Annotated in this window: 20 protein-coding genes and 2 pseudogenes; 12 read left to right on the plus strand and 10 right to left on the minus strand. The window is 71.6% G+C overall.

Features of this window, described 5'->3' with window-relative positions; translation table 11 throughout:
• Positions 1-1,729 precede the first annotated feature (1,729 nt).
• From Aco03nite_RS54530 to Aco03nite_RS11240, 4 genes and pseudogenes are all read right to left on the minus strand, one after another.
• Positions 1,730-2,935: pseudogene (locus tag Aco03nite_RS54530) on the minus strand (arginase family protein); the annotation flags it as partial.
• Between the two features lie 24 nt (positions 2,936-2,959).
• A complete protein-coding gene (locus Aco03nite_RS11230; RefSeq protein WP_203794977.1) occupies positions 2,960-3,886 on the minus strand; it encodes a tetratricopeptide repeat protein in 927 nt (308 codons plus the stop codon).
• Positions 3,887-3,962: 76 nt separating this feature from the next.
• The gene (gene icmA, locus Aco03nite_RS11235; RefSeq protein ID WP_203794978.1) at positions 3,963-5,636 is read right to left on the minus strand and encodes a coenzyme B12-dependent isobutyryl-CoA mutase large subunit; all 1,674 of its coding nucleotides are present in this window, start codon (positions 5,634-5,636) and stop codon (positions 3,963-3,965) included.
• A gap of 180 nt (positions 5,637-5,816) precedes the next feature.
• The gene (locus Aco03nite_RS11240) at positions 5,817-6,998 is read right to left on the minus strand and encodes an FAD-dependent oxidoreductase (RefSeq protein ID WP_203794979.1); all 1,182 of its coding nucleotides are present in this window, start codon (positions 6,996-6,998) and stop codon (positions 5,817-5,819) included.
• Positions 6,999-7,051: 53 nt separating this feature from the next.
• Here Aco03nite_RS11240 and Aco03nite_RS11245 point away from each other — a divergent pair, with 53 nt between their 5' ends.
• Entirely contained in the window at positions 7,052-7,633 is a 582-nt protein-coding gene (locus tag Aco03nite_RS11245; RefSeq protein WP_203794980.1) for a PadR family transcriptional regulator, read from the plus strand.
• Here Aco03nite_RS11245 and meaB read toward each other — a convergent pair whose 3' ends face one another.
• Complete coding sequence (meaB, locus tag Aco03nite_RS11250) at positions 7,634-8,599, minus strand: methylmalonyl Co-A mutase-associated GTPase MeaB (protein WP_203794981.1); 966 nt, start codon at positions 8,597-8,599, stop codon at positions 7,634-7,636.
• Positions 8,596-9,777, minus strand: coding sequence for an acetyl-CoA C-acetyltransferase (locus Aco03nite_RS11255; RefSeq protein ID WP_203794982.1), 1,182 nt, complete (start codon positions 9,775-9,777; stop codon positions 8,596-8,598). Before Aco03nite_RS11255 ends, meaB begins: the two co-directional genes overlap by 4 nt.
• Before the next feature lie 67 nt (positions 9,778-9,844).
• Between Aco03nite_RS11255 and mce the strand changes: the two genes are divergently transcribed.
• The 4 genes from mce (at position 9,845) to Aco03nite_RS11275 (ending at position 14,775) form a co-directional block, all read left to right on the plus strand.
• A complete protein-coding gene (gene mce / locus Aco03nite_RS11260; protein ID WP_203794983.1) occupies positions 9,845-10,327 on the plus strand; it encodes a methylmalonyl-CoA epimerase in 483 nt (160 codons plus the stop codon).
• A 259-nt stretch (positions 10,328-10,586) separates the two neighbouring features.
• The gene (locus Aco03nite_RS11265) at positions 10,587-11,933 is read left to right on the plus strand and encodes a coiled-coil domain-containing protein (protein WP_203794984.1); all 1,347 of its coding nucleotides are present in this window, start codon (positions 10,587-10,589) and stop codon (positions 11,931-11,933) included.
• A 226-nt stretch (positions 11,934-12,159) separates the two neighbouring features.
• Entirely contained in the window at positions 12,160-13,641 is a 1,482-nt protein-coding gene (locus tag Aco03nite_RS11270) for a coiled-coil domain-containing protein (protein ID WP_203794985.1), read from the plus strand.
• Positions 13,642-13,662: 21 nt separating this feature from the next.
• Positions 13,663-14,775, plus strand: a complete 1,113-nt coding sequence (locus tag Aco03nite_RS11275; RefSeq protein ID WP_203794986.1) for an AI-2E family transporter — start codon at positions 13,663-13,665, stop codon at positions 14,773-14,775.
• A 140-nt stretch (positions 14,776-14,915) separates the two neighbouring features.
• Here the strand turns inward: Aco03nite_RS11275 and Aco03nite_RS11280 are convergent, their stop codons facing one another.
• Together Aco03nite_RS11280 and Aco03nite_RS11285 are read right to left on the minus strand one after the other, a co-directional pair.
• Positions 14,916-15,701 carry an alpha/beta hydrolase gene (locus Aco03nite_RS11280; protein ID WP_203794987.1) on the minus strand — a complete coding sequence of 262 codons (786 nt, stop codon included), beginning with the start codon at positions 15,699-15,701 and terminating at the stop codon, positions 14,916-14,918.
• Between the two features lie 10 nt (positions 15,702-15,711).
• Positions 15,712-16,038, minus strand: coding sequence for an Rv1322 family protein (locus Aco03nite_RS11285; RefSeq protein ID WP_203794988.1), 327 nt, complete (start codon positions 16,036-16,038; stop codon positions 15,712-15,714).
• 53 nt (positions 16,039-16,091) lie between these two features.
• Between Aco03nite_RS11285 and Aco03nite_RS11290 the strand changes: the two genes are divergently transcribed.
• Genes Aco03nite_RS11290 through Aco03nite_RS11300 form a run of 3 tightly spaced genes read left to right on the plus strand, consistent with a single transcriptional unit; the run spans position 16,092 to position 19,736 of the window.
• Positions 16,092-17,585, plus strand: a complete 1,494-nt coding sequence (locus Aco03nite_RS11290) for an aldehyde dehydrogenase family protein (RefSeq protein WP_203794989.1) — start codon at positions 16,092-16,094, stop codon at positions 17,583-17,585.
• A gap of 16 nt (positions 17,586-17,601) precedes the next feature.
• Positions 17,602-18,252, plus strand: a complete 651-nt coding sequence (locus Aco03nite_RS11295; protein ID WP_203794990.1) for an ABC transporter ATP-binding protein — start codon at positions 17,602-17,604, stop codon at positions 18,250-18,252.
• On the plus strand, positions 18,249-19,736 hold the full coding sequence (locus Aco03nite_RS11300; protein WP_203794991.1) for a DUF6297 family protein: 1,488 nt from the start codon (positions 18,249-18,251) through the stop codon (positions 19,734-19,736). Before Aco03nite_RS11295 ends, Aco03nite_RS11300 begins: the two co-directional genes overlap by 4 nt.
• A 207-nt stretch (positions 19,737-19,943) precedes the next feature.
• On the opposite strand, the pseudogene Aco03nite_RS11305 reads toward Aco03nite_RS11300, so the two are convergent.
• Together Aco03nite_RS11305 and nucS are read right to left on the minus strand one after the other, a co-directional pair.
• Positions 19,944-20,486, minus strand: a pseudogene (locus Aco03nite_RS11305) (transposase); the annotation flags it as partial.
• Between the two features lie 483 nt (positions 20,487-20,969).
• The gene (nucS, locus tag Aco03nite_RS11310; RefSeq protein WP_203794992.1) at positions 20,970-21,629 is read right to left on the minus strand and encodes an endonuclease NucS; all 660 of its coding nucleotides are present in this window, start codon (positions 21,627-21,629) and stop codon (positions 20,970-20,972) included.
• A 71-nt stretch (positions 21,630-21,700) separates the two neighbouring features.
• Between nucS and Aco03nite_RS11315 the strand changes: the two genes are divergently transcribed.
• Genes Aco03nite_RS11315 through Aco03nite_RS11330 form a run of 4 tightly spaced genes read left to right on the plus strand, consistent with a single transcriptional unit; the run spans position 21,701 to position 26,876 of the window.
• Entirely contained in the window at positions 21,701-22,321 is a 621-nt protein-coding gene (locus Aco03nite_RS11315) for a DUF4126 domain-containing protein (protein WP_203794993.1), read from the plus strand.
• 8 nt (positions 22,322-22,329) lie between these two features.
• Entirely contained in the window at positions 22,330-23,643 is a 1,314-nt protein-coding gene (locus Aco03nite_RS11320; protein WP_203794994.1) for a hypothetical protein, read from the plus strand.
• 49 nt (positions 23,644-23,692) lie between these two features.
• The gene (locus Aco03nite_RS11325) at positions 23,693-26,134 is read left to right on the plus strand and encodes an FtsK/SpoIIIE domain-containing protein (protein WP_203794995.1); all 2,442 of its coding nucleotides are present in this window, start codon (positions 23,693-23,695) and stop codon (positions 26,132-26,134) included.
• A complete protein-coding gene (locus Aco03nite_RS11330) occupies positions 26,121-26,876 on the plus strand; it encodes a hypothetical protein (RefSeq protein ID WP_203794996.1) in 756 nt (251 codons plus the stop codon). The genes Aco03nite_RS11325 and Aco03nite_RS11330 overlap by 14 nt, the downstream gene beginning before the upstream one ends.
• The last annotated feature ends 15 nt before the right edge of the window (positions 26,877-26,891 follow it).

Consider the following 26,891-nt stretch of genomic DNA (forward strand, 5'->3'; position numbering starts at 1 on the left):
CCACCGCATCCTCGGAACCGGCACCATCAACCACCGCATCCTCAGGATCGGCACCATCAGCCACCGCGTCCTCGGCCGCGGCGTCATCAGCTACTACATCCTCGGCCGTAGGGTCGTCAGCCACTACGTCCTCGGCCGCTGGGTCGTCAGTCGCCGTGGTCTCGGGAACGGAAGCATCAGCAACCGCGTCGCCATCGCCAGGTGGCGCATCCGAAGGCACTGTTCCTTCGGCTGCAGCAGCCGGCTCGAACTCCTCTTCCGGAACCGACGGGATCGACGGGACCAGATCGGCGTCGGCGTCGGCGTCGGCGTCGGCCAGAGTCAGCGCTCCGGCTTCCGGATCACCGTCCGCCGCGCTCGAATCGGCGTCCTCCGCGATCCGGTCACCGACTGCCGCGCTCGAATCGGCGTCCTCCGCGCTCGGATCGCCGCCTTCCGTGATCGGGTTACTGACCGACGCGATTGGTTCGGCGTCCTCCGAGGACTCGCCCTCCGAGCCTTCACCGGCGGGCTTCTCGCCGGGGCCGTCCGAGGCGAGGGCCGCTGCCAGGACGAAGTCGGCATCGCTCGTCAGGCTGTCACCAAAGTCGCCCGGTGGCTGTGCGTCCTCGGCCCGTCCTTGATTCGGGTCCGTCTGCGCCAACGGCTCATCAGCCGCAAGATCCGCGGATGCAGGATCGCCAACCGTAGGCTCGTCATCCACCGGGATGCCCGCCGCATGGTTCTCCCCCGCGATGTCCCCGGCTGCCAGGTTGTCGGCAGTGGAAGCGTCCGTCGCGAGTTTGTCGGCAGTGGAAGCGTCCGTCGCGAGTTTGTCGGCCGCAAGGTCCTCGACCGCAAAGTCCTCCACCACATGGTTCTCGGCCGCATGGTTCTCGGCCGCAAAGTCCTCCACCACATGGTTCTCGGCCGCATGGTTCTCGGCCGCATGGTTCTCGGCCGCAAAGTCCTCCACCGCATGATTCTTGGGCGCGTGGTTCTCGGCCGCGAGGTCCTCCGCAGCGACCTCCTCGGCCGCCAGGTTGTCGGCCGTGAGGGTGTCAGTCGCGAGGCTTTCGGCCTCCGCTGGCTCATCGATGGCGAAGGACGTCGAGGTGAGGGCGTCTGACGGATAATCCTCGACGGTTTCGTCTCGCAGCGCTGGTGGCCGGCCGTCGACCGCTCTGGTGATTATCAAGTCGAGAGTGGTCACCGCGGGTGGGCGCTCGACCGCTTCCGGCTCGGCGACGGCGGACGAATCGGCATCGGCATCGGCATCGGCATCGGCATCGGCAAGATCGTTGTCGGCAAACTCGGTGCCGGGCTGATTGTCGGCGGTCCCAAGGCCTACATGATCAGCGGCGGGATCGACCTCGGCGAAATCGGCACCGGCAGGCTCGCCTTCGGCGAACTCGGCGAACTCGGCGCTCGCGGGCTCGCCATCGGCGAAGTCGGCGTTCGCGGGATCACCTTCGGCGGGCTCAGGGTTCGCGGGCCTGACCTCAGTCAAGTCGGCATTCGCGGACTCGCCATCGGCGAAATCGGCGCTCGCGGGATCGGCCTCGGCGAAGTCGGCGTTTGCGGGATCGGCCTCGGTGAAGTCGGTGGTGGGACCGGCGTCAGGGATCTCGGCGGCGGGTTCCACGTCAGCGATCTCGACATCGGCAAGATCGTCGGCGAGATCGCCAGCGGGCTCGATGGTGTCGGATGGATCAGGGACCACAACCGGGTCAGGGTCTGCGGCCGGATCAGGATCTGCGGTCGTGTCGGGGCCAGCGGCCGGATCAGGGTCCGCGACCAGGGCTGAGTCCGCGACCAAGGCGGAGGCCCCGGCCGCGGCCGGGTCAGGCTCTACGACCAGATCGGGGTCTACGACCAGATCAGGGTCGGCGACCAGGTCAGGGTCTGCGACTGGGGCTGGGGCTGGGAGGGTGGTCGGGTTGTGGAGGGCGGCCGGCTCGGAGACCTCGATGGGGTCGGGGAGGACCGTTGTCGGGTGGGTGTCGAGGTCGAGGCGGGCGGCTACCAGGTCGGGGCGGGACGCCGCGTTGCGGACCGGGGAGAGGCCGCTCACCACGGCTGAGGTGATCTCGGCGGCGTAGCGGCCGTCGGGGTCGTAGTCGGGGTCGAAGACGGTTATCTCCACGCCCAGGCAGTGGGGGGACTCGACCAGGCCGGACAGGAGGAGTTCCAGCTCGGGGAAGGCGATGCCGCCGGGGTCGGGGGCGTCCACGGCCGGCATGACCGCCGGGTCGAGGACGTCGACGTCCATGTGCACCCAGTAGCCGGCGCAGTCGACCAGCTGGTCGCGGGCCCATTGGGCGCTGCGGGCGGCGCCCTCGGCGCGCAGGGCGGGCACCGGGCGGGTGATGATGCCGGCGGCCTGGAGGTCGAGGCGGTACTCGTCCTGGGCGCGGATGCCGAGGACCACCACGTCGATGTCGCGGAAGTAGGGGCGGCGGGACTCGATGGCGGCCAGGTCGGCCTGGCCGCGGCCGGTGACCAGGGCGAGGTCCTCGCCGGCGGCGGCGCCCACGTAGGACGCGTTGCCGGGGTGCCGGAAGTCGGAGTGACCGTCCACGAAGACGAGTCCGATGCGGCCGCCGACGGCGTCACCGAGGCGGTGCATGGCGATGCCGGAGCCGATCAGTATCGAGCAGTCGCCGCCGAGCACGACCGGGAACTCGCCGTTGTCCAGGATGGCGCCGATCCGGTCGGCGAGCGCCTTGGAGTAGGCGGCGATCTCCGGGGCGTGGGCGACACCGTCACCGGGACGCCAGTCGCCCGGGTCGTACCGCGGCGGGGTGAGACAGCCCGCGTCGCGGGCGCCGAGCCGGGCCAGCAGACCTTGGTCGCGGAGGGCGCCGGGCGCCTTGGCACAGCCCGGCACCGACGTCGCGGTGGGCGGGCGCAGGCCGAGATTGGACGGTGCGTCCAGAACGGCGATGCGACGCACGACGCCCTCCTTGTCCTCGAATTCCTAGAAGAGTGCGCTGGCCAGGGCGCGTCGCGCGCCGGCGACCGCGGGGTCGTCGGGGCCGGCCACGGCGAACAGCGACAGCAGGTGTTTGCGGACCGCGTCCCGGTCGTCACCGAAGGTCTTCTTGACCAGGGCGACGAGCCGCGCGTACGCCAGATCGGCCTGTCCGCTGAGCACCTCGATGTCGGCGGCGAGCCGCTGGGCCTCGACGTCGTCGGGGGAGGTCTCGGCCTTGGCCAGGGCGGTGGCCGGGTCGACGCCGGCGATCCGCCGGTAGAGCTCCACCTGGGCGAGGCCGGACTCGGCGGCCGCGTCGGCGGGCGCCTCGGCGAGGATCTTCCGGTACGCCGCCTCGGCCGCGTCCAGGTCGCCGGTCATCAGGGCGTCGTCGGCGGCGTCCAGGCGCGGGTCCTCGGGGGCGGCGACGCTGACGCCGGCCGCCTTGAGGACGGCGTCGATGTACTGCCGGATCTGGGTCTCCGGCAGGACTCCGCTGAAGCCCTCCACCGGCTGGCCGCCGATCAGAGCGGTGACCTGCGGGATGCCCTGGACCCGGAAGGCCTGCGCGAGGCGCGGGCTGACGTCCACATTGACCTTGCCGAGGATCCACGCCCCCGCGTACTCCCCGGCGAGGCGCTCCAGCACCGGCGAGAGCTGCTTGCAGGGCTCGCACCAGTCGGCCCAGAAGTCCAGCAGGATCGGCGTCTCCACCGACCGCTCCAGGACGGACTGGAACTCGGCGTCGGTGACCTCGATGATGGTCTCCGGGGCGACGCCGGGGATGCCGGGAACAGCGCCGGGGGTCTCTCCGGCGGGGGCCGCGGGGCGGCTCGGCGCGGCGGGTCTGGCCGGCGGCGAGGGGCGCAGCGCGCTGAGATCGACCGCGCCGCGGGTGAAGATCGACGGAGTGGTCCGTGGGTCGCTCATGGTTACCTAGTCTCGCACGCTGTCACGGCTGTTCGCGTCGCCACCGGCCCGCCGATATCGGACGTCACAGGCGCTGTCAGAAGCGGGGCGGCTCCCGGTAGACGCCCCACTCCGATTTGAGCACACCGCAGATCTCTCCGAGGGTCGCTTCGGCGCGCGCGGCGTCGAGCATGGCCGGGATCATGTTCCGCCCGTCCCGCGCGGCGGCGACCATGTCGTCCAGGGCGGCTTTCACGCGTACGGCGTCGCGGTCGGCCTTGCGGTCGGTCAGATCGCGTCGTTGCGCTTTCTCGACCTCGTGCGACACCCGGAGGATCTCCAGTTCCTTCGCGACGGTGCCGGTGTGCGCGTTGACACCGACCACCTTTTTGTCGCTCCGCTCCACGGCCTGCTGGTACGCGAAGGCAGCCTCGGCGATGTGGGTGGTGAACCAGCCGTCCTCGATGCCGCGCAGGATCCCGGCGGTGATGCTGCCGTCGTGGCCGAGTTCCCGGATGCGGGTGAAGATCTCCTCCGCTTCGGCCTCGATCCGGTCGGTGAGGGCCTCCACGTACCACGAGCCGCCGAGCGGATCGGCGACGTTCACCACGCCGGTCTCCTCCATCAGGACCTGCTGGGTGCGCAGGGCGATCTCGGCGGATTCGTCGGTGGGCAGGGCGAGGGTCTCGTCGAGGGCGTTGGTGTGCAGCGAGTTGGTGCCGCCGAGGATCGCGGCGAGGGCTTCGACGGCGGTCCGGACCACGTTGTTGACCGGCTGCTGGGCGGTGAGCGACACCCCGGCGGTCTGCGTGTGGAACTTCAGCCACTGTGCTTTCTCGCTGGTGGCGCCGTAGTCGTCGCGCAGGTGCCGGGCCCAGATCCGGCGGGCGGCCCGGAATTTGGCGATCTCCTCGAAGAAGTCGACGTGGGCGTCGAAGAAGAAGCTGAGGCCGGGGGCGAAGGTGTTCACGTCGAGGCCGCGGGACAGGCCGAGTTCGACGTAGCCGAAGCCGTCGGCGAGGGTGTACGCCAGCTCCTGCGCGGCGGTCGAGCCGGCTTCCCGGATGTGGTACCCGCTGACCGAGAGCGGTTTGTACCGGGGGATCTCGGCCGCGCAGTACTCCATCAGGTCGCCGATCAGGCGCAGGTGCGGCTCGGGCGCGAACAGCCACTCCTTCTGCGCGATGTACTCCTTGAAGATGTCGGTCTGCAGGGTGCCGTCGAGCTTCGACAGGTCGGCGCCCTGGCGTTCGGCGGCGACCAGGTACATCACGAAGACCGGCACGGCCGGGCCGGAGATGGTCATGCTGGTGGTGACGTCCTGCAGCGGGATGCCGTCGAAGAGCACGTCCATGTCGGCGGCCGAATCGACGGCGACCCCGCAGTGGCCGACCTCGCCGAGGGATTCCGGCTCGTCGGAGTCGCGGCCCATCAGGGTGGGCATGTCGAACGCGACGCTGAGGCCACCACCGCCGGCGGCCAGGATCATCTTGTAGCGCTCGTTGGTCTGCCGGGCGTTGCCGAAGCCGGCGAACTGCCGGATCGTCCAGGCCCGCCCGCGGTACCCGGTGGGGTGCAGGCCACGGGTGAACGGGAACTCGCCCGGCCAGCCGATCCGCTCGAAACCGGGATGGCCGGCCCCGTCCGGCGGGCCGTAGACCGGGTCGACCTCGGCACCGGAGAGGGTGGTGAAGTCGGCGTCGCGCTTGCGGGCGGCGTCGTAGCGTCGTTGCCAGCGCTCCCGGCCGGCGTGGATCTCGGCAGCGTCCATCCCGCCATCGTAGAGCAGAACTGAACGATCGCTAAGGATTCCATCGATCATCGTGGTGAATGAACGACAAGGGATTTCCCCACTGTCGCGGAGGCCCGGTCCGGACAACGCTGGAGGACGACGCAGTCCTTCCTCCACAGCCCCGGCGGCGCCCGCCAACGCTGCCGGGGCTCCCCGCCCTCAGAGGTCAGGGAGCCGGTGGTCGAAGATCCAGGCCTGCGGATCGCCCTTGCGGTGCAGCAGCCGCATCACCGTGGGCGTCATCGCGTCCCGGATCGCGGCGCCGACCGGCCCGGCCACCTTCGTGCTGCTCGACCGCCGTCCGTAGGCGACGACCTTCTCGACCCGGGGCCGGCGGATCGTGACGTAGTCGGCGAGCGCCTCCGGCACCCCGTCGTGCCGTCGCAGACAGTCACCGAGGACCACGGCGTCCTCCAGCGCCATCGACGCGCCCTGGCCGGAGGACGGCGCGACGGCGTGCGCGGCGTCACCGGCCAGCACGATCCGGTCGCGGTGCCAGTGCGGGATCCGGCGCAGGTCGCGGGTGTTCCACGGGCCGGCGATCTCGGCGGTCGCCCGGATCAGCCCGGCGGCCGGCTCCCCCTCGGCCAGCTCCAGCAGATGGGCCCGCCAGCTCTCCGGGGTGAACTCGCCCGGCCGTACCGGCTGCTTGCGGGGTGGGTTGGCGAACCACCAGACCGATCCGTCCGGCGCGGTGGCCCAGCCGAAGAACGCCCGCCGCCCGAACGACATCCGCATCTCCCCCGGCCGCGACGCGAGCTCCGCGGGCACCGGGCCGTCGGTGAAGCCCCCGGTGTCGAGCAGGCCCAGATGGAACGGCTCAGGGGCTTCAGGATCAATGGCTCTGCGGGTACGGGAACGCAGACCGTCCGCCCCGACCAGCAGGTCGGCACCGGCCGTGGCGCCGTTGCCGAACGTGACGGTCACCCCGTCCGGCCCGGTCGTGGCGGCGGTGAGGCGATGCCCGTACCGGATCTCCACGCCCTGTCCCCGCACCTCCGCCCGCAGTGCCGCGGAGAGATCGGCCCGCCGGATCGAGGTGGTGACCGTCCCGTCCGGCAGCGGGCCACCGAGCGGCAGTTCGGCCAGCAGCCGCCCGGTGGCGCCGGACAGCCCGAGCACCGGGGTGGCGAACCCGCGGGCCAGCACCACGGCCGGGTCCATGCCGAGCGAGCGCAGCGCGTTCACCCCGTTGACCGCGAGGGTCAGCCACAGCCCCCGCTCGCCGTCGTCCGGCTCGGTGGCCTCGTAGATCACCGGCGCCCATCCGGCATGCCGGAGGGCGATGGCGGTGGCGGTCCCGGCGATGCCGCCGCCGATCACCGCAGCATTTTTAGTCATACAATTACTATTAATGAGATGACTAAGAATCGTCAAGGCCTAAGCTCAGGGTCATGAAGCGGTCCCCACTGGCGATGGTTCTGCTGGCACTGCTCGTGGAGGCGCCGATGCACCCGTACCGGATGCAGCAGGTGATCAAGCACCGCGGCCAGGACCAGCTGGTCAACGTGGCGCAGCGCAACAGCGTCTACCAGACCCTGGACCGGCTGGTCCGGGAGGGACTCGCGCGGCCCGGCGGCACCAGCCGGGAGGCGGGACGGCCGGAACGCACCGTCTACGAGATCACCGACGAGGGCACGGCCGCCCTGCGCCGCTGGCTGCTGGAGATGCTGCCCGAGCCGGCCCGGGAGTTCCCGGAGTTCCCGGTGGCGCTCGCCTTCCTGCCGACGCTCAGCCCGGCCGAGACCCGGGAGCTGCTGGCACGCCGGGTCGAGACGCTCACCGCGCGGATCGCCGGGATCGAGGCGCAGGCCCCGGCCGGGCTGCCCCGGTTGTTCCTGATCGAGGACGAATACCGGACCGCGCTGCTGCGGACCGAGCGGGACTGGCTGCGCGGGTTGGTCGACGACCTCGGCGACGGCAGCCTGACCTGGAGCCGCGAGATGATCGAGGAGACGCTGGCCCGGTTCGGGTGATCAGTGCCCGAGGGCGGCCAGCAGTGACTCTGCGGCGGCGTACGGCGAAAGGTCACCCTGGGCGACGCGGGCCGCGAGATCGGGAAGGACCGTGCCGTCCCGCAGATCCCCCATCCGGCCCCGCAGGGTGCCCAGGGCCAGCGCCGAGATCTCCGCGGCGGCCCGTTGCTCCCGGCGTTTGCGCAGCGTGCCGCTGCTCTCCAGCCAGTCACGGTGTTTGCCGATCGCGGCCACCACGTCGTCGATGCCCTCGTTCTTGACGGCGACCGCGCGCACCACCTGCGGCCGCCACTCGCCCGGACCGCGCCCACCGAGAGCGAGCATGCCCTGGATGTCGCGATGGGTGGCGTCGGCGCCGGGCCGGTCCGCCTTGTTGATCACGAAGACGTCGGCGATCTCCAGGACCCCGGCCTTGACCGCCTGGATCGCGTCGCCCATCCCGGGTGCGAGCAGCACCAGCGTGGTGTCGGCCAGCGAGGCGATCTCCACCTCGGCCTGACCGACCCCGACCGTCTCCACCAGGATCACGTCGCACCCGGCGCCCTCCAGCACCCGGACCGCCTGCGGGGTGGCCGCCGACAGCCCGCCGAGCTGCCCGCGGCTGGACATCGACCGGATGTAGACGCCCGGGTCGGCGGTGTGGTCCTGCATCCGGATCCGGTCGCCGAGGATGGCCCCGCCGGTGAACGGGCTGGACGGGTCGACGGCCAGCACCCCGATCCGGTGCCCGGCCAGGCGCAACGCCCGGACCAGCTCGTTCGTCGTGGTGGACTTGCCCACCCCGGGCGCGCCGGTGAGACCGACCACCCGGGCCCGGCCGGCCGACGGCGCCATCGCGGCGGCCACCTCGGGCAGGGCCGGATCACCGTCCTCCACCAGGCTGATCAGACGGGCGACGGACCGCGCGTCGCCCTCCCGGGCCTTGGCCACCAGGGAGGGCACGTCACGCGACCGCCGCACGGTCATGCGGCCGGAACCCGGACCAGCAGCGCGTCGCCCTGGCCGCCGCCGCCGCAGAGACCGGCCGCGCCCAGCCCGCCGCCGCGCCGCCGCAGCTCCAGGGCGAGGGTGAGGACCAGCCGGGCGCCGGACATGCCGATCGGGTGGCCCAGGGCGATGGCACCGCCGTTCACGTTGACGATGTCCTCGTCGACCTTCAGCTCACGCGCGGACTGGATCACCACCTGGGCGAAGGCCTCGTTGATCTCGACCAGGTCGAGGTCGTCCGCGGTCAGGCCGGCCTTGCCCAGCGCGTGCTTGATCGCGTTGGCCGGCTGGGACTGCAGCGAGCTGTCCGGGCCGGCCACGTTGCCGTGCGCGACGATCTCGGCGAGCCAGGTCAGCCCCAGCTCCTCGGCTTTCGCCCGGCTCATCACCACCACCGCGGCCGCGCCGTCGGAGATCGGTGAGGAGGTGGCCGCGGTGATCGTGCCGTCCGGGGTGAACGCCGGGCGCAGCGCCGCCAGCGACTCGGCGGTGGCGCCGGGGCGCACGCCCTCGTCGCCGTCGATCGTCCCGGACTCCCGGCCACCGCCCGGAACCGCGACGATCTCCTCGGCGAACCGGCCCTCGCGCTGCGCGGCGGCGGCCCGCTGGTGGCTCAGGGCGGCGAAGGCGTCCTGCCGCTCCCGGGTGATGCCCAGCCGGACCCCGCTGGCCTCGGTCGACTCGCCCATCGAGATGCCGGCCCACGGGTCCATCAGGCCGTCGAACGCGGCGTGGTCACGCACCAGCACGTCACCGAACTTACGGCCCTGGCGCTGGTCGGTCAGCAGATGCGGCGCGTTGGTCATCGACTCCATGCCACCGGCCACCACGATGTCGAACTCGCCGGCCCGGATCAGCTGGTCGGCCAGCGCGATCGCGTCCAGGCCGGACAGGCACACCTTGTTGACGGTGACGGCGGGGGTGGACATCGGGATGCCGGCGGCCACCGCGGCCTGCCGGGCCGGGATCTGACCACAGCCGGCCTGGAGCACCTGGCCCATGATCACGTACTCCACCTGGGTGGGCTCGATGCCGGCCCGGCCGAGGGCGGCGGCGATGGCGTGCCCGCCGAGGGCGGTGGCGGGCAGATGCTTGAGGTTGCCGAGCAGGCGCCCCATCGGGGTCCGGGCGCCACTGACGATGACGGAGCTGGTCACGGTCACGATCCATTCTGCGGGGGCCCGGGGCCGGCCTTAACGATGGGTCAGGTACGAGACTATCCGCATGATTGACAACACACCGAGTACCGGTGCGGCCGAGAATGTCACATTCCCCGGTTTGCTCCGCATCGATCACGTCGGCATCGCGGTGCCCGATCTGGACGAGGCGATCCGCTTCCACCAGGAGACCTTCGGGCTGCGCTGTGTGCACCAGGAGATCAACGAGGAGCAGGGTGTCCGCGAGGCGATGCTGGCGGTCGGCGACGGCGACGGCCCGCGGATCCAGCTGCTCGCCCCGGCCCGGCCCGACTCGGCGATCGCCAAGTTCATCGGCCGCAGCGGCCCGGGGCTCCAGCAACTCGCCTACACGGTCGCCGATGTGGAGGCCGCCGCCGCGGCGCTGCGGGCCCGCGGTTTGCGCCTTCTGTACGACGCGCCGAAACGGGGCACCGCCGGATCCCGGATCAACTTCGTGCACCCCAAGGACGCCGGCGGGGTCCTGGTAGAGCTCGTCGAGCCCGCGGCCGGGGGTACTCCGGCCGGGTGAATCCCCCTGACGTGGCCCCGGTCTCCTGGCAGTATCGGGGCCATTGAGCAGCGCCGACGGCGTCACGGATGGGACCGGGATCACCCGGAGACCCGAGTGGCCAGGTGGCAGCGGGACCACGGACGGCCGACCGGTCCGGCGTGGCTTATGTCCGAACGTGCCGGGGCCGGTCTACGGTCCAGCTCAAAGCTGATCTACGATGCGGTTCGGATGCCCTTCGGCTCTTGCATGTCCGCCCCCTTCTCGCCAGGATGGCGCAATGCCCCAGCAGCAGGATCAGAACCTGGCCTTCTTCGAGACCGCGAACTCCCAGCACGACTTCACCGTCGTCCTGCGTGGATACGACCGTCATCAGGTCGACGGACACATCGGCCGGCTGCTCGCCGCGCTGAACCAGTCCGAGGCGGCTCGCGGCGAGGCCGAGCAACGGATGAACGACGCGCAGCGTCGCCTGCGCCAGGCCGAGCAGCGACTGAACGCGCTCGAGCAGAAGTTGGCCGACAGCAACAAGCTGCTGGAGGAGAACAACCGGCCGACGCTCTCCGGGCTGGGCACCCGGGTGGAGCAGATCCTGCGTCTCGCCGAGGAACAGGCGAACGACCACCGCAACGAGGCGAAACGGGAGTCCGAGGGCATTCTCTCCGCGGCTCGTCTCGAAGCGCGGGAGATCACCGACAAGGCGCGGGCCGAGGCCGCCGCGATGAAGGCGACCGCCGAGCGTGAGGCCGGCCAGGTCCGCACGCACGCCGAGCGCGAGGCCGCCGAGGCCCGGGTCCAGGCCCGCCGCGAGGCCGACACGCTCCGCTCGGACGCCGACCGCGAGACCAAGCAGCTGCGCTCGGTCACCGCGCACGAGGTCGCCGAGCTGAAGTCGACCGTCGAGCGCGAGGTCGCGTCGCTGCGCGCCACCGCCGAGCGGGAGATCACCCAGGCCCGGGCCAAGGCCGCCCGCGAGGCCGAGGAGAAGCGCGCCGAGGCGACCAAGCTCCTCACCGACGCCCGTGACAAGCGCGACAAGGACCTGCAGGCGCTGGCCCTGGAGATCGCCGAGCGCCGGGAGAAGGCCGAGACCGAGGAGTCCCAGCGGCACGCCGCCCAGGTGCAGGCCACCCAGAAGATGGTGGCCGAGGCCGACCAGCGGTCCCGCGCCGCCGACGAGCGGGCGAAAGAGACCGAGCAGCGCGCCGAGAGCCGCCGGGTCGAGTCGGAGCGGCACGCCGCGGAGACCGTCGAGAAGGCGCGGGCCCTCTCCGAGAAGACCGTCACCGAGGCTCGCCAGGAAGCGAACCGGCTGCTCAGCGAGGCTCGCCAGGAATCCGAGATGACCACCCAGGCGGCCCGCCGCGAGGTCGAGGACCTCACCCGGCAGAAGGACGCGGTCACCAGCCAGCTCGGGCAGATGCTCTCCGGTCTCTCCGGCCTGGTCCCGGGCACCGGCCCGGCCCCGGCGGCCGCCGCTGCCGCTGCCGCTCCCGCCGCGGCTCCGGTCCCTGCCAAACCGGCCGAGGCGCCGGCCCAGCGGGCCCCCGAGCAGGCCGCCCCGGCCGACGGTGACGCGGACGACGCGGAGGCCGACGACGAGCCGGTCGCCGCACAGAATTCCTGACCCTCAGCGAGCCGCCCTCTCCGGTTGCGGAGCCGCCGCAAGTGCGCGACGGTTGACCGGGCGCCCGGGCCGGTGTTGACGAATTCAGGCCGTACCGGAGTTTCTCCGGTACGGCCTGACTCGTTTGGGCGCTTGCCTGGGTTTAATCGCAACTACCCGCATGGTCTCTTTCAACCCGGTGTGTATCGACATGCCACGGGACGATGCGTATGTGAGGATGGAAAGCATGTCGCACGGCGGTGAAATTCTCGGTCTCGGCGGGGAGGCGGCCACCGAGCCCAGCTTCGAGACCGCCCTGCGGGGCTATGAGCGGAAGCAGGTCGAGCGATACGTCACCCGGGCGGAGAACGAGATAGCCGCCCTCCTCAACGACCGCGAGCAGGCGTACTCGCAGATCCAGGCGATGTCCGCCCAGGTCAAGGGTCTGCAGGCGGAGCTGAACCAGGCCCGTCGTAACGCCGGGATGAGCGGTGAGGTGTCGTTCCGGCACCTCGGCCCCCGGGTGGAGCAGATCCTCGCCCTCGCCGAGGAGCAGGGTGAGGCGATCAAGGCCTCCGCCACCGACGACATCGCCAGCCGGCTCGCCGAGGCCGAGCGCATCCGGGCCGAGGCCGAGGCACACGCCCACAACGCCATCCGTGACTTCGAGATCGCGCTGGCCGCGCGCCGGGCCGAGGAGGAGAAGGCCGACGCCGCCAAACGCGCCGCCTCCGACCAGGCCCTGGCCGCCACCCGCCAGTCCGCCGACCAGATGCGCACCGAGGCCGAGGCGGTGCTGACCCGGGCCCGCAACGAGGGCAAGCACATCATCGAGAAGGCCACTCAGGACGCTCAGCGGGCGCGCGCCGAAGTGGACGGTTACGTGCAGTCCACCCGGGTGCAGGCCGAGCAGGAGCTCAAGGCGCTGCGGGAGAAGACCACCCAGGAGGTCACCACCCAGCGCACCGACGCGGAGCGGGAGCAGGCCGAGCTCAAGGCCGCCGTCGACGCGGAGCTGACGGCACGCCGGCAGACGGTGGTGGAAGAGCTGGGCCAGATGCGGGCCGGCGTCGAGAAACAGTGCGCCGACCTGCGCAGCGAGGCCGACAAGTACGCCGAGGAGGTCCTCCGGCGCTCGGACGACCAGGCGACCGCCGTCCGCAAGGAGATCGTCGCCCAGCAGGAGAACATCGCCGAGGCCAAGATGGAGCTGGAGAAGGCTCTGGGCGAGGTGGCCGAGGCCGAGCAGCGCCGGGTCACCGCCCGGGAGGCGGCCGACGCCGGTGAGCAGGAGGCCGAGCGGATCCGGCAGCGGGTGACCGAGACGCAGCAGCAGCTCGAGGTGGAGCTGAAGCGGGTCGCCGACGCCCAGCGCTCGGGCGAGGCCGCCGAGCGGCACGCCGCCGAGGTCCGCCGCCAGGTGCAGCGGGAGGCGAAGCGGGTGGCCGAGCTGGCCGCCGCCGCGGTGATGGCGGCCGCCGCCGACCCGTCGGACGACCCGACCCGGACCGCCGACATCCCGGTGACCGCGGTGGCCTCCGCCCCGGTGCCCGCCCCGGCCACCACCGCGCCGGCTCCGGCCGCTGTCCCGGCCGCCGCTGCCGCGCCGGTTGTCGCCGCCGCGCCGGTCGCCTCCGTCGCACCCGTCCCGGAGTCGCCGGGCAAGGTCACCGCGTCGGCGAAGGTGACGGTTCCGCAGGCCAGCCGGGTCTCCGCGGACGCCGAGTAACACCCGGGACAGGCGGACCCGATGCCGGCCGAGCCGCCACCCCCGGAACCGGAGGAAGAGGAGCCGGCCGAGGCTCCCGCACCCAAGTCGTTCGGTGAGCCGGGGCCGCCTCTGAACCGGCGGAACCCCCTGCTCGTCGGATTCCTCTTCGGACTCGGCCTGATCACGGCGTACTCGCTGTTCCTAGGGGTTCGTAACGCCGCCTCGATCCTCGTCCTGATCTTCGTCGCGCTGTTCCTGGCCATCGGCCTCAACCCGGCGGTGGTCCGGCTGCGGCAGTGGGGACTGCCCCGCGGGGCGGCGGTGGCGATCGTCGCGCTCAGCCTGGTCGCCCTGCTCGCCGGTGGCATCGTCGCGCTGGTCCCGCCGCTGGTCACGCAGACCACCGAGCTGATCAACAACGCTCCGGCGGTGCTGGACAGCCTGCGCCGCAGTCAGACCGTCAACGAGCTGGTGCAGCGGTACGACGTCGCGAACAAGGTGCAGGGCGCCGTCAACGCGGCCACCATCGGCAACGCTCTCGGCGGGGTCGTCGGCGGGGCCCGGCTGCTGTTCGGCACGATCTTCAACATCCTGACCGTGCTGGTCCTGACCATCTACTTCATGGCGGCGTTCGACCGGATCAAGGCCACCGCGTACCGGCTGGTCCCGGCCACCCGACGGGAACGTGTCACGCTGCTCACCGACGAGATACTCACCAAAGTGGGCGCCTACATGGTGGGGGCGCTGGCCATCGCCGTCCTCGCCGGAGCGAGCACCTTCGCGCTGGCCGTCGTCCTCGGGCTGGCCTATCCGTTCGCCCTGGCCGTCGTCGTCGCCATCTGCGATCTCATCCCGCAGATCGGGGCCACTCTCGGTGCGGTGATCGTCAGCCTGGTGGGGGTGGCCTCGTCCGTCACCGACGGGGTGGTCTGCCTGGTGTTCTTCCTGCTCTACCAGCAGATCGAGAACTATCTGATCTATCCGCGGGTGATGCGGCGGTCGGTCCGGGTCAGCGATGTCGCGGCGCTGGTGGCCGCTCTGCTCGGGGTCGGTCTCTTCGGCGTCATCGGTGCGCTGGCCGCCATCCCGATGGTGGCCGCGGTGCAGCTGATCGTGCGCGAGGTCGTCGTCCCGGTGCAAGACTCCCGGTAGGCGGTGGGTCCGGTTCTGGGGCGGCGGTGGCCCACTCCGGGCGGTCAGGCTTGATACCTCCGTGGGCCACCGCCGCCCCAGAACCTTGCGTTCGGCCCAGGTCCTGTGTGGCAGACCCCGTGGGGTCTGCCACACAGGACCTAGCGCTCCACGTTGTCGAAGGCCGCCACCGTGCGGTCTGCGTAGGCGCTCGAGTCGCCGGTCTCCATCGGACCGGCCCATGTGGTCGGGAGCGGGGTGGTCACCTGCGGGGCCACCCGCTGGACGATTTTGTCGATCACCTTTTCCGCGTCGCCGACCCACAGGTGTTTGCCGCCCGGCATCGGGATCACCTCTGCCTGCGGGATCGCGGCGAAACGCTCCCTGGCCTCGTCGGGGCGCAGGTAGTCGTCGAACTCGGGGATCAGGGCCGTCAGCGGCTTGCCGTCCTCCGCCCAGGCCGTCAGGTGTTCGGGCTGCGAGTAGCGCAGCGGCGGGGAGAGCAGGATCGCTCCGTCGACCGTGGGCTCCAGGCCGTACATCAGGGTCAGGTCGGTGCCGAAGGACCAGCCGACCAGCCAGATGTTCGGGAGGTCCGCGAACTCGGCGTACTCGATGGCGGCCGCCACGTCGAAACGTTCGTCCACCGCCTTGGAGAACTCGCCGCCGCTGGTGCCCCGGGTGCTCGACGTGCCGCGGGTGTTGAAGCGGAGCACGGCGATGCCGGCCAGAGCGGGCAGGCGCCACGCGGCCTTGCGGTAGATGTGGCTGTCCATCATGCCGCCGTGGGTGGGGAGCGGGTGCAGGCAGACCAGGGTGGCCACCGGATCCCGGTCCAGGGGGCGGGCCAGCTCGCCCACCAGGGTCACTCCGTCGGCGGTGTGCAGCTCGATGTCCTCGCGACGTGCGGGGAGGATCGAGTTGGCACGGATCTGCTGGTTGCTCATGCCCTGATCTTTACCCATAGCGGGGGGCGTTGCGTGAGCGCTCCACGCCGGGGCCTCTTCTGTCTCTTGCTCGCCAGCAGCCGGAGTGCCAGTGGCGGCGGTCGGTCAGGTCTCCCCGGTCGTCGGCCGGCCAGGCGACGATGTGGGCCACGCCGGGACGGATGTCCTGCATGCAGCCGGGGCAGCGGTAGATCTTGACGGCCGCGGCGCCGAACACGTTGCGCACCAGATAATCGCCGTCCTGCCACTGTTGGACACGGTCCTCGGTGATGCCGGGACGGTCGGGCGAACGGTCCTCGTGTTTCGAGGACTTGGGGCGGTTACGGCGCGGGCTCACCCGTCAAGCGTACGTAGTGACTCATCGGTAACATTCGCCCTACACTCGCGGACATGACGGCCACTCATGTTCCCGGCCTGCCCGTGATCGAGGACGGGCAGCTGATCTCCACCAATCCGGCCACCGGTGAGGAAGCCGGGCGGGTGCCGGTCGCCGACGAGAAGGCCGTCGTCGCGGCTGTCGAGCGCGGGCGGGCGGCGGCCGCCTGGTGGCTCGGGCTCGGCTTCGAGGGGCGCAAGAAACGGCTGCTCACCTGGCGTTCGCTGATCGTGCAGCGGATCGAGGAGCTGGCCGAGCTGACCCACCGGGAGTCCGGCAAGCCGATCACCGACGGGCTGATCGAGGCCACCGCCGCCGTCGAGCATCTGGACTGGGCGGCCCGTAACGCCAAGCGGGTGCTCGGGCCGCGCCGGGTCCGCACCCGGATCCTGGTGGCCGAGCACTCCGGGCATCTGGAGTACCAGCCGTACGGCGTGGTCGGTGTGATCGGGCCGTGGAACTACCCGATCGTGACGCCGGTCGGGCCGATCAGCGGGGCGCTCGCGGCCGGCAACGCGGTCGTCCTGAAACCCAGCGAGTACACGCCCGTGGTCGGGCAGTGGCTGGCCGACACGTTCGCCGAGGTGGTGCCGGAGCAGCCGGTGCTGCAGGTGGTGCACGGGCTGGGCGACGTCGGCGGGGCGCTGTGCCGGGGCGGGGTGAACAAGGTCTCGTTCACCGGGTCGACCGCCACCGCCAAGCGGGTGATGGCCGCCTGCGCGGAGAACCTGGTGCCGGTGGTGCTGGAGGCCGGCGGCAAGGACGCGCTGATCGTCGACGCGGACGCGGACGTGGAGCTGGCCGCCGAGTCCGCGGTCTGGGGTGCGATGACCAACGCGGGGCAGACCTGCATCGGCATCGAGCGGGTGTACGCGGTGGAGCCGGTCTACGACCGGTTCGTCGAGGCCGTGGTCGCCAAGGCCGGCAAGCTGCGGACCGGCGAGGAGATCGGGCCGATCACCATGCCGAAGCAGCTCGACATCATCCGGGAGCACATCGAGGACGCGCTCGCCAAGGGCGGCCGGGCGGTGCTCGGTGGCGCCGGCGCGGTCCAGGCGCCCTACGTCGCGCCGACGGTCTTCGTGGACGTGCCCGAGGAGTCGTCGGAGATGCGCGAGGAGACGTTCGGGCCGACCCTGACGATCACCAAGGTCCGCGATGCGGACGAGGCGGTGCAAAAGGCCAACGATTCGCCGTACGGGCTGGGTGGCTCGGTCTTCGGTAAGAAGAACGCGATCCGGATCGCCCGGCGGCTGCGCTCCGGCATGGTCGCGGTGAACGGCACGCTCACCTTCGTCGGCATGGGCAACCTGCCGTTCGGCGGGGTCGGCGAGTCCGGTTTCGGCCGGATCCACGGCGAGGACGGGCTGCGCGAGTTCGCCCGGGCCAAGGCGATCACCGTGCGCCGCGGGCCGTCGCTGCTGCCCGCGATGACGTTCGAGCGCACTCCGGCCCAGGTCCGGCAGATCGTCAAGGCGCTACGCCTGCTCTACGGCCGCAAACCCTGAGACTTAGGCTGTACGCGTGGTCGAGCACTCCGCGGTCGAAGTCGAGAACCTGTACGTGAGCTACGGCTCGACACCGGTGCTGGTGAACGTGGGACTCACCGTCCCGGCCGGCGCCGGTGTCTGTGTGACCGGTGACAACGGCATCGGCAAGTCCACACTGCTGCGTTGTGTCAGCAGCCTGCAGCAGCCCGACTCGGGCGCGATCCGGGTGTTCGGCGCCGAGCCCGGTGACAGCCCCGCGTTCTGGGCCACGGTGGCCACCACGGTCGAGCCCCCGACGTGGTACCTGGGGCTGACCGTCCGCGAGCACGCCGAGCTGGTCTGCCGTGCGCACGGCCAGGACCCGGAGGACGCCGGCATCGACGAGGCCCTGGAGCGGCTCGGGCTGGGTGCGCACGCCGACGCCATCCCGCCGTCGCTGTCGTCCGGGCAGAAACAGCGCCTCACCCTGGCCCTGGTGCTGCTGCGCCCGAGTTCGTTGCTGATCCTGGACGAGCCGGAGCAGCGGCTGGACCCGGACGGCCGGGCGATGGTCGCCGGGATGCTCGCCGAGTACCTGTCGACCGGCGGTTCCCTGCTGCTGGCCAGCCACGACGACAAGTTCGCGGTCGCCTCGGGTGCCGAGATCGTGACGATGGAGCAGTTGTCCGGCGGCGAGGACAGGTGAGCTACCTCGTCGAGTTGCGGCCGGTCCGCCGGTGGATCCGCCGCACCCGGGCGTCGCATCGGGAGCGCGGCGAGACCCTGGGCACGGCGTACACCGTCGTGTTCTGCATCGGTGTCACCATCGCGATCTTCAACGAACCGCTGGCCGCCGTCTTCACCCCGCTGGTCCCGCACCTCACCGGGGTCGGTGCGCTGGCCGCCGCCGTGGTCTGCGCCGCCCTGCTCTTCCTGGGCCTGCGCCGGCTGGGCCCGGTCACGGTCAGCCGGCCCGCCTCGTACTTCCTGCTCACCGCCCCGGTCAGCCGGCGCCGGCTGCTGGCCCCGTCGTTGCACGCCGTCGCGGCCGGTGCCGGGCTGTCGGCCGCCGCGATCACCTTCGCCGTGCTCGGGCACGCGCTGGCCGCCGGCTCGGCGGTGCTGGTGGTGACCGGCGCGCTGGTAGGCGTACTGCTGACGCTCCTGGCTTCGGCGGCGCAACGGCGACCGCATCTCGCCACGGCCACCGATGCCGTCGCCCGCGTCGCGCTCGCCCTGGGTCTGGCCACCCTGGTGGCCGAGGTGACCGGCTGGACCCCGCCCGAGTTCGGCGCGACCCCCGCGACGTCCGTGGTGCTTCCGCTGACCGGCGCCCTCGCGGTCCTGGTCACCGCCGCCTACCTGGCTGGGGTACGCGATATCGCGCGCACGCCGAACGCCGAGGTCCTGGAGTCCGCGAAGACTGCCGGCACCCTCGCCGACACGGCGTACAGCATGGAGCCGTCGTTCCTGTCCGACATGCTGGAACGGCGTTACTGGGCCCGTCGCCGCCTGCGCTCCACCACCCTGCACCGCAGGCTGCCGCCGCTGACCGCCCAGGACCTGCTGCTGGCCCGGCGCCGCACCCCGCGCCTGCTGTGGACGGCGGCGTCCACCGCGCTGCCGCTGCTGCTGACCGCCGCCCCGCCCTGGCTGCTGGCCCTGACCCTGGTGCTGGGCTCCTCGCTGGCGGCGCGGGCCACCACCGCCACGGTCAAGACCGACGCCACCAACCCGGTCCTGCTGCGCCTGCTCGGCCTGGACTCCCGCCAGGCCGTCCGGCAGCGTTTCTGGATCCCGCTGGCCCTGGCCACCACCTGGTCCACGGTGGCGCTGGCCCTGCTCCAGACGTCCGGCGCGCTCCCGCCCGGCCAGTGGTGGCTGCTGGGCGCGGCCCTAGGCCCGATCGGCGCGATCTCGGCCCTGCGGGCGGCCCGCTCCGGCATGGCCCGCAACGACCTGATCCCGATCGACACCCCGATGGGTTCGCTGCCCACCGGCCCGCTGCTGCACGCCTTCAGCGGCATCGACATGCTGATCCTGGCCGTACCCACGGTCATCCAGCTGTCCCAGGGCTGGCCGGCCGCCTACGACATGATCCTGTTCCAGCTGGTCCTGGCAGTAGCCGGCACCCAGGCCTACCTGACCTTCACCACAGACCCCACCCGCCTGAACCTCTCCCCCCGCTGACCCCCTCGCGACCGCCCCTCGTGATCGTCGCCGACGCGCCGCCGAGGCGGCCCCGGCCGCGGCCGCGCGAGACGGGCTTGAAGTTCCCAACACGACCTGCCGAACCGATGGTGATCAGCGTGACGGCGTGAAGATCAGTCTCTTTCGCGGGTTGTGGCCAAGCCGTGGGATGTTGACGACAAGTTGTGGGCGTTGATCGATCCGGTGCTGCCGCCGTGGCCGGAGAAGGCTCCGGGGCCTGGACGAGTAAGTCCTACCCCAGGTCAATGGTCGTAGGCGATCAATGACCTGGTCAAGGGCTGACCGGTGGCGCGGTCCCTTGTCCGCGATGATCAGCTGACCCGGCCGGGCGGCGAGCAGTTCGGGATCTTGTTCCAGCGCAGCGGCCAGGACCTGACGTTCGCCAGCTTTCGCATCGGCCAGTGACCAGGCGATCGGTAGGCCGGAAGAAGTACAGATCAGGTGCAGCCGCAGGCCCCAGAAGAATCGTGAGTGCGACGAGCAGTGGCCGTAAACGGCCCAGCCGGCCAGGTCGGAGCGTTTCACGGTCGGCCTCGACCGGCCGCATTCGACCGGGGTGGAATCGGTGACCCAGACATCGTCGAACCACAGATCGGTGTCCGCGGCGACCAGCCGGATTGCCTTCTTCAGTAGCGGCAACGCCGCCCGCAGCCATTTGTTGTAGCCGGGCAGGCACGGGAACGCGCCGGGTAGATGCCGGGGAAGAAACCGCAGCCAGCGGGCCTTTGCCCAGCTCATCTAAAAGATGAGTGAAGCCTTCCGGCAGGCCTACCGCGAACGCGGCACCGAACCGATCACCCCCAGACCGCCGAAGACCACGCCGTGCCACGAGACCCCACGATCGGCCGCCGGTCCCCGAAACGGGACTTCTTTGCTTCCCAGCCAGGCAGATCCGACACCCTGACCACAGCAACCGCCCAGCCATGACCGCGGACCGTGAGAAGGCGGCCGACTCGGGCCCCGGCGAAGGGTTGACCGCGACCACCGCATCCGGCCCGGCAGTCGCGGGGAAAGCCGGACCATCGCATTCCTGGCGTGGCCGCCACGGTCACCGTAAGAGATTCGTACAAGAAGAAGAGAATTGACCTTAAGCCGCGATGCTCACGGTGACCAGAAAAGGTTTTGGGGCCGGGTGACCCACGGAGGGATCAAGCCTGACCGCCCGGAGTGGGTCACCCGGCCCCAAAACCGAACCAGGCGAGCGCGACAATCTCAGAAAAGAGTGAGCTCGTCCTTCTTCATCCCACGAAGCTTGTCGTAATCAACGACGACACAACGAATCCCACGATCGTTAGCAAGCACCCGAGCCTGAGGCTTGATCTCCTGAGCAGCGAAAACCCCGGCAACAGGAGAAAGGAGCGGATCGCGGTTCATGAGTTCGAGGTAACGGGTGAGCTGCTCGACTCCGTCGATCTCGCCTCGGCGCTTCACCTCGACGGCCACCGATTTACCCTCGGCGTCCTTCAACAACAGGTCCACCGGGCCGATGGCGGTCATGTATTCCCGCCGCACCAACGTGTATCCCTCGCCGAACGTCTCGGGATGTTTGGCGAGCAGTTCCTGAAGGTGCGCCTCCACCCCGTCCTTGACGAGTCCGGGGTCGACCCCCAACTCATAGGAATAGTCCTGGAACACTTCCTCCAGGGTGATCCGCAATTCCTCACCGGCCTTGTTGACCACTTTCCAGACGCCCGGCGCCTCCTGCAGCTTGCAGGGCGGGCTCATCCAGTTGAGCGGTTTGTAGGCACGGTCGTCGGCGTGGATCGACACCGACCCGTCGGCTTTGACCATCAACAGCCGCACCGCCGGGGGCAGGTGGGCGGAAAGACGGCCGACATAGTCCACGGAGCATTTCGCGATGACCAGGCGCACCGCACGACGGTACCTGAAGCGTGGCGGGTGCCCGTCGGGCGGCACGTGCGTGGCGGTGCCATGCTGGGAACGTGCTGGAAGTATTGACGGGTACCGGTCTGGCGGCGTCGGCCGGGCTGAACGCCTACATCCCCCTGCTGACGATGGGTCTGCTGGCGCGGTACACCGAGGCCATCGACCTTCCGTCCGGTTCGGCCTGGTTGTCGAACGGCTGGACGCTGACGATTCTGGCGTTCCTGCTGGCGATCGAGATGGTGGCCGACAAGGTGCCGGTCGTCGATCATGTGAACGACGTGGTGCAGACGTTCGTCCGGCCGACGGCGGGTGGTCTGGCGTTCGGGACGGGGTCGGCGTCGGAGACGGTGACGGTGGCCGATCCGGGCGCGTTCTTCACGTCGAACCAGTGGGTGCCGATCGTCGCCGGTGTGCTGATCGCCCTGGTGGTGCACGGGGTGAAGGCGGCGTCGCGGCCGGTGGTGAACACGGCGACGGCCGGTTTCGGGGCGCCGGTGGCCAGCACGGCCGAGGACATCGGCAGTGTGCTCATGTCGATTCTGGCGATTCTGCTGCCGGTGCTGGTGCTGATCGGCCTGGTGGTGATGGTGTGGGCGGCCGTCTGGGTGGTCCGGCGGCGTAACCGGCGCAAAAGGGAACGCGACGCGGGTGTCGAAACCCGGCAGCTGTTTGGTTGACTCTACCGGTGCCCGCGATCGCCGTACCCGCCTTCGCCCTCACGTGGTGGCTGTCCTGTTATCTGATCGGCCGGGATCCGCGGCGCGCGTCTCTGCGCTGGCCGGCGTGCGGGCTGTTGTCGTACGCCCTGGGTGTCGCCGTGTGGACGGTGGCCCCGGGGTCGGAGGCCGCCGAGATCCTCCTGTGTGTACCGGCGTTGTGCTGGGCCGGCGCGGTGGTGGCGCTGTTGCCGCTGACGCCGGTGGAGCGCCGCCCGATCGATCGGGGCGCGCTGACGCTCGGCGCCCTGTTCCTGCTGATCATCATGTTCCTGCCGCAGGTGGGCCGGCTGGTGGTGCTGGCGCCGCTGGTGGGCGCGCTGGTCCTGCTGTGGCGGATGCGGGCCCAGGTGTCGCCGGTGTCGCTGCCGCTGGCCCTGACGTCGATGGCGGTGCTGTACACGGCCGGCCTGGCGCTGCTGCTGTTCCCGTTCGGCGGCGAGGTTCCGGCGATCGCCGCGATCGGCGTGGATCTGCTGGTGTTCGGCTATCTGATGGCGGTGGCGCACGCGGCCGAGTCGGGTGAGCGGCTGGGCCCGGACGTGCGCCGGTCGCTGGCCGGCGGCTTGACGGCGGCGCTGCTGCTGGGGGTGCCGGCCGGGCTGACGATCTGGCTGGCCGGCGACAAAGACGTGGTGACGGTGCTGCAGTTCGTGGTGGTGGCGGCCGGTGCCACGGTGGCCGGGCTGGGTGATCTGGTGCGCCGGGCGATGGATCGGCTGGCGCTGGGTGACGATTCCGGGTTGCGGGCGGACCGGTCGGCGCTGTTCCTGAACGCGGACGCGCTGCTGCGCCGCCGGGAGCCGCGGCGGCTGGAGGCGCTGGGCGAGCCGGAGTTCCTGCGGCTGACCCGGCGGGCGCTGACCGATTTCGGGGATCTGAACCGGCTGGCCCGCAGCCCGCTGACGGATCTGCCGCTGGTGGGGTTGCGGCTGGCGGGCCGGGAGGATCAGCCGCGGGCCCGGGCCGGCGCGCTGCGGGCGGTGCTGCGGGAGTGTGTGTCGGAGCTGCGGCCGGCCGGTCCGTTCGGGACGACCGACGATTGGCGGCACTACAACGTGCTGCAGTTCTGCTGTGTGCTCGGGCTGAATCCGTACAGCCGGCGGGTGCGGGTGGACGGGCTGAGCCGGGAGGCGCGGCTGGTCGTCGACTGGTTCCGGCGGTACGTCCCGGAGGACGTCACGAAGCAGTGGCTGCGGGAGGCCGCGATGGTGGTGGCGGAGCGGTTGTGGACGGAGATGGAGGGACGGCAGCTCCCGACACGCAGCATCAAAACCCCATAAAAGGTCATTTAGTGGCTAATATCCCCGACCATGGACGCCGGGGTATCGCGTGGGTAGCCACCGCAACGCGCTGGTCGCCGTGATCCGGCAGGAGCTGGCCGAGGCCCGCGGCACCGCCCGCGCGGTTCTGGCCGCCGCCGAGTCGGCCCGGGGCGAGGCACAGAACCGTCGGCGGCTGGTCCGGGACGCCTACGCCACCTGCCTGAACCAGTTGGCCACCGCCCGGGAGACCGCCCGCCAGGACATCAGGCAACGCTTCCACGGCGAGGCCGACCGGCTCGCCGGGCACCTGCGCGGCCTGGCCTCGGCCAGCGCCTCCGGGGCCGCCGGGACGTCCTGGCGACTGTGGGCGCCGAGCGACCCCGAGCCGGGCCGCCCGCCGGGCCTGCTGCGGATCGGCACCATCGACTTCGACGAGACCGAGGCGCTGCCCGGTCTGATCCCACTGCTCGACCGGGCGCACCTGCACCTGAGCGGCCCGCAGTCCACCCTCGACGAGGTGATCACCGGGCTGCTGCTGCGGGCGCTGGGCAGCACCCGGGCCGGCGAGGTGGAGCTGACCGTCTACGACCCGGAGCGCCTCGGCGAGACGCTCGCGGTCTTCGCGCCGCTCGGCACCCGGTTCGTCGGGCCGGGCGGGCTGGGGCCGCTGCTGGACGAGCTGGTCGACCGCCTGTGCCGGGACGAGGACCGGGACGGCTGGCGGATCGTGGTGCTGCTCGCCGATCCGGCCACGGTCGAGGAGATGACCCGGGCGCAGCGGGCCCAACTGGACCGGATCGTGCGTACCGGCGTGGGCCGTGGGGTGCACCTGGTGGTCCGGGGCATGGAGCTTACCGAGCACCCGTCGGTGGAGCGGATCACGGTCCGGGACCGGATCGCCTCGTGCAGTTCGCTGGACCGGCTGGAGGTCCGGCTCGACCCGGCCCCGCCGCCGCAGCGTGTCGCGGCGTTCTGCCGGGAGGCCGCCGACCGGCTGCGCCAGGGCCCGCCGCCGGCCCGGCTGGCCGACCTGGAACCGGACCGGCACTGGGCGGAGTCGGCCCGGGACGGTCTGCTCGCCCCGATCGGCGACAGCACCGACGGCGTCCTGGTCGAGCTGTCGCTCGGTGACCGGTCCCCGCACCTGCTGATCGGCGGGCCGGCCGGGTCCGGGAAGACCAACCTGATCTACACCTGGCTGGGTTCGCTGGCCACCCGGTACGGTCCCGGCGAACTGGCGGTCCACCTGCTGGACTTCACGCCGGGCGACGCGTTCACCAGGTACGTTCCCGGCCCGCGCGACCCGAGCTGGCTCCCGCAGCTGCGGCTGGCCGGGATCAACCTGCAGCACGACCGGGAGTTCGGGCTGGCCGTGCTGCGCCATCTGGACACCCCGGCGGCGGTCCGGACGGTACTGGTGATCGACGAGTTCCCGGTGCTGTTCGACGGCCGGGACGCGCTCGCCGACGAGGCCACCGCCCTGCTGGCGGAGCTGGTCCGGCGGGAGCGTGTGCACCTGGTGCTGTCCGCGCAGGACGGGGTGCAGTCGCTGACCGGGCGGCCGGCCGTCTTCGACCGGTTCACCACCCGGATCGCCCTGCCGCAGGCCCGCCGGGTGCTGGCCGCCGACAACCTGGCCGCGTCGCTGATCCCCCGGTTCCACACGGTTGTCAACGGTGAGTCGGGGCTGGCCGGGGCCAACCGGATCGTCCGGCTCCCGGACGCCGGCGACCGCACCGCCTGGGGCGCCACCCAGCGCCGGCTGTGGCGGTGCCGGCCGGCCGGCTGCGAGGAGCCGCGGGTCTTCGACGGATCCGTGGTGCCCCGGCTGCCGGCGGCCTTCCGGTCGTCCGGGCGGGTGCCCGCCGCGGCCGGCACTGTCCCCTCCGCGGTGCTGGGCGAACGGATCGAGGTGACCGCGCAGCCCGCCCGGCTGGGTCTGCAGGCGGAGCCGGGACGCAACCTGGCGGTGCTCGGGAACCGGTCCGGCGAGGCCTGTGACGTGCTGGCCGCCGCCGCGCTGTCGCTGGCCGCCCAGGGCCCGGCGCACTTCAGCGTGGTATGCCTGGAACCGGAGGCCGAACCGGCGGCCACCCGGCTGGTCGCCGAACTCCCGGCCGCCGACTGGTACGACGCCGCGGACGTCCACTTCGAGCCGCCGGAGTCGGACGTGCCGCGGTACGTGATCGGTTACGGACTCGACGCGGCCGGTCCCCGCCACCGCCCGGCGCTGCGCGCGCTGCTCACCGGCGGCCCGCAGCGGCGGATCCACGTGCTCGGCTGGTGGCGGTCGGTGGCCCGGCTCCGCGACGACCTGGCCGGGCGGTTCGAGCCGATCGGCGCCTGGGTGGCCCTCGGTGTGCACGGCTCCGAACTGGCCCCGCTGCACCCGCGGCCGGGCGGGCCGTACTGGACCCCGCGGCCGCGCCGGGCGCTGTTCTTCGACAGTGCGGTGCACCGCACGCCGGAAGTCATCATCCCGTACGAGGTGAACAGTGACCATACGTGACCGCCAGCCGATCGGCCGTGACTACCAGTTGATGGTCAGCGCGCTCGCCGACGTCACCAAGCGCCGCGACGCCGCCCTCGACGACGCCGAGCTGGCCTACCAGGACAGCGCTGCCCGGGCCGCCGGCGAGCTGGCCCGTGCGGAGAGCGACGCCCTGGCCGCCGACCGCTGGGCCGGTGCCGCGGCGGCCCAGGTGATCGACGTGGACCGCGAGGCCACCCGGCTCTGGGATCAGCTCCGCCGGGCCCGTGGCCTGCGCATCCGGGCACTCGGCGAGGTGCCCGAACCGGCGCCGGTGGAGGCGATGCCCCGGGTCGCCCTGCAGCGCCGGCCGGAGCCGGGCGAGGACGTGGTGGCCCCCGGCCGGCAGTCGCCGCGAGTGCTGCTGTCCCGGGCCGCCGACCGGATCGACGTCACCATCCATCCGCCCGGGCCCGGCCGGCTCCCCCGCTGGGCCCTCCTGCTGCTGCCGGTCACCGGGGCCGCCGGGGCCGCGCTGGCCAGTCTGGTAGCGGTAGGCCTCGTCACCTTCGGTGACACCGCCACGTGGGGCGGGCCGCTGATCCGCGGGCTCGGCTGGCTCGGTTTCGCGATCGCGCCGTCCGTCGGGGTGCCGGTCGCCGCTTACCTCACCCACAGCCGGCTGCACGCCCGGATGGAGATCGGCGGGATCGGCCTCACCCTGTTGGGCGGGATGGTCGCGGCCACGCTGCTCTCACTGTCCTTCGCGACAACCCGTTGACGGTACGGGGTCGGC

It is taken from the genome of Actinoplanes couchii, assembly GCF_016862075.1.
Classification (GTDB): Bacteria; Actinomycetota; Actinomycetes; order Mycobacteriales; family Micromonosporaceae; genus Actinoplanes; species Actinoplanes couchii.

What these genes read in the sequence shown, in the direction of transcription:
- Aco03nite_RS11275 (WP_203794986.1), top strand. Translation starts at nt 13,663, where the DNA reads ATGCCGGCCGAGCCGCCACCCCCGGAACCGGAGGAAGAGGAGCCGGCC.
- mce (WP_203794983.1), top strand. Translation starts at nt 9,845, where the DNA reads ATGATTGACAACACACCGAGTACCGGTGCGGCCGAGAATGTCACATTC.
- Aco03nite_RS11270 (WP_203794985.1), top strand. Translation starts at nt 12,160, where the DNA reads ATGTCGCACGGCGGTGAAATTCTCGGTCTCGGCGGGGAGGCGGCCACC.
- Aco03nite_RS11265 (WP_203794984.1), top strand. Translation starts at nt 10,587, where the DNA reads ATGCCCCAGCAGCAGGATCAGAACCTGGCCTTCTTCGAGACCGCGAAC.
- meaB (WP_203794981.1), bottom strand. Translation starts at nt 8,599, where the DNA reads ATGACCGTGCGGCGGTCGCGTGACGTGCCCTCCCTGGTGGCCAAGGCC.
- Aco03nite_RS11240 (WP_203794979.1), bottom strand. Translation starts at nt 6,998, where the DNA reads ATGACTAAAAATGCTGCGGTGATCGGCGGCGGCATCGCCGGGACCGCC.
- icmA (WP_203794978.1), bottom strand. Translation starts at nt 5,636, where the DNA reads ATGGACGCTGCCGAGATCCACGCCGGCCGGGAGCGCTGGCAACGACGC.
- Aco03nite_RS11245 (WP_203794980.1), top strand. Translation starts at nt 7,052, where the DNA reads ATGAAGCGGTCCCCACTGGCGATGGTTCTGCTGGCACTGCTCGTGGAG.
- Aco03nite_RS11290 (WP_203794989.1), top strand. Translation starts at nt 16,092, where the DNA reads ATGACGGCCACTCATGTTCCCGGCCTGCCCGTGATCGAGGACGGGCAG.
- Aco03nite_RS11280 (WP_203794987.1), bottom strand. Translation starts at nt 15,701, where the DNA reads ATGAGCAACCAGCAGATCCGTGCCAACTCGATCCTCCCCGCACGTCGC.
- Aco03nite_RS11230 (WP_203794977.1), bottom strand. Translation starts at nt 3,886, where the DNA reads ATGAGCGACCCACGGACCACTCCGTCGATCTTCACCCGCGGCGCGGTC.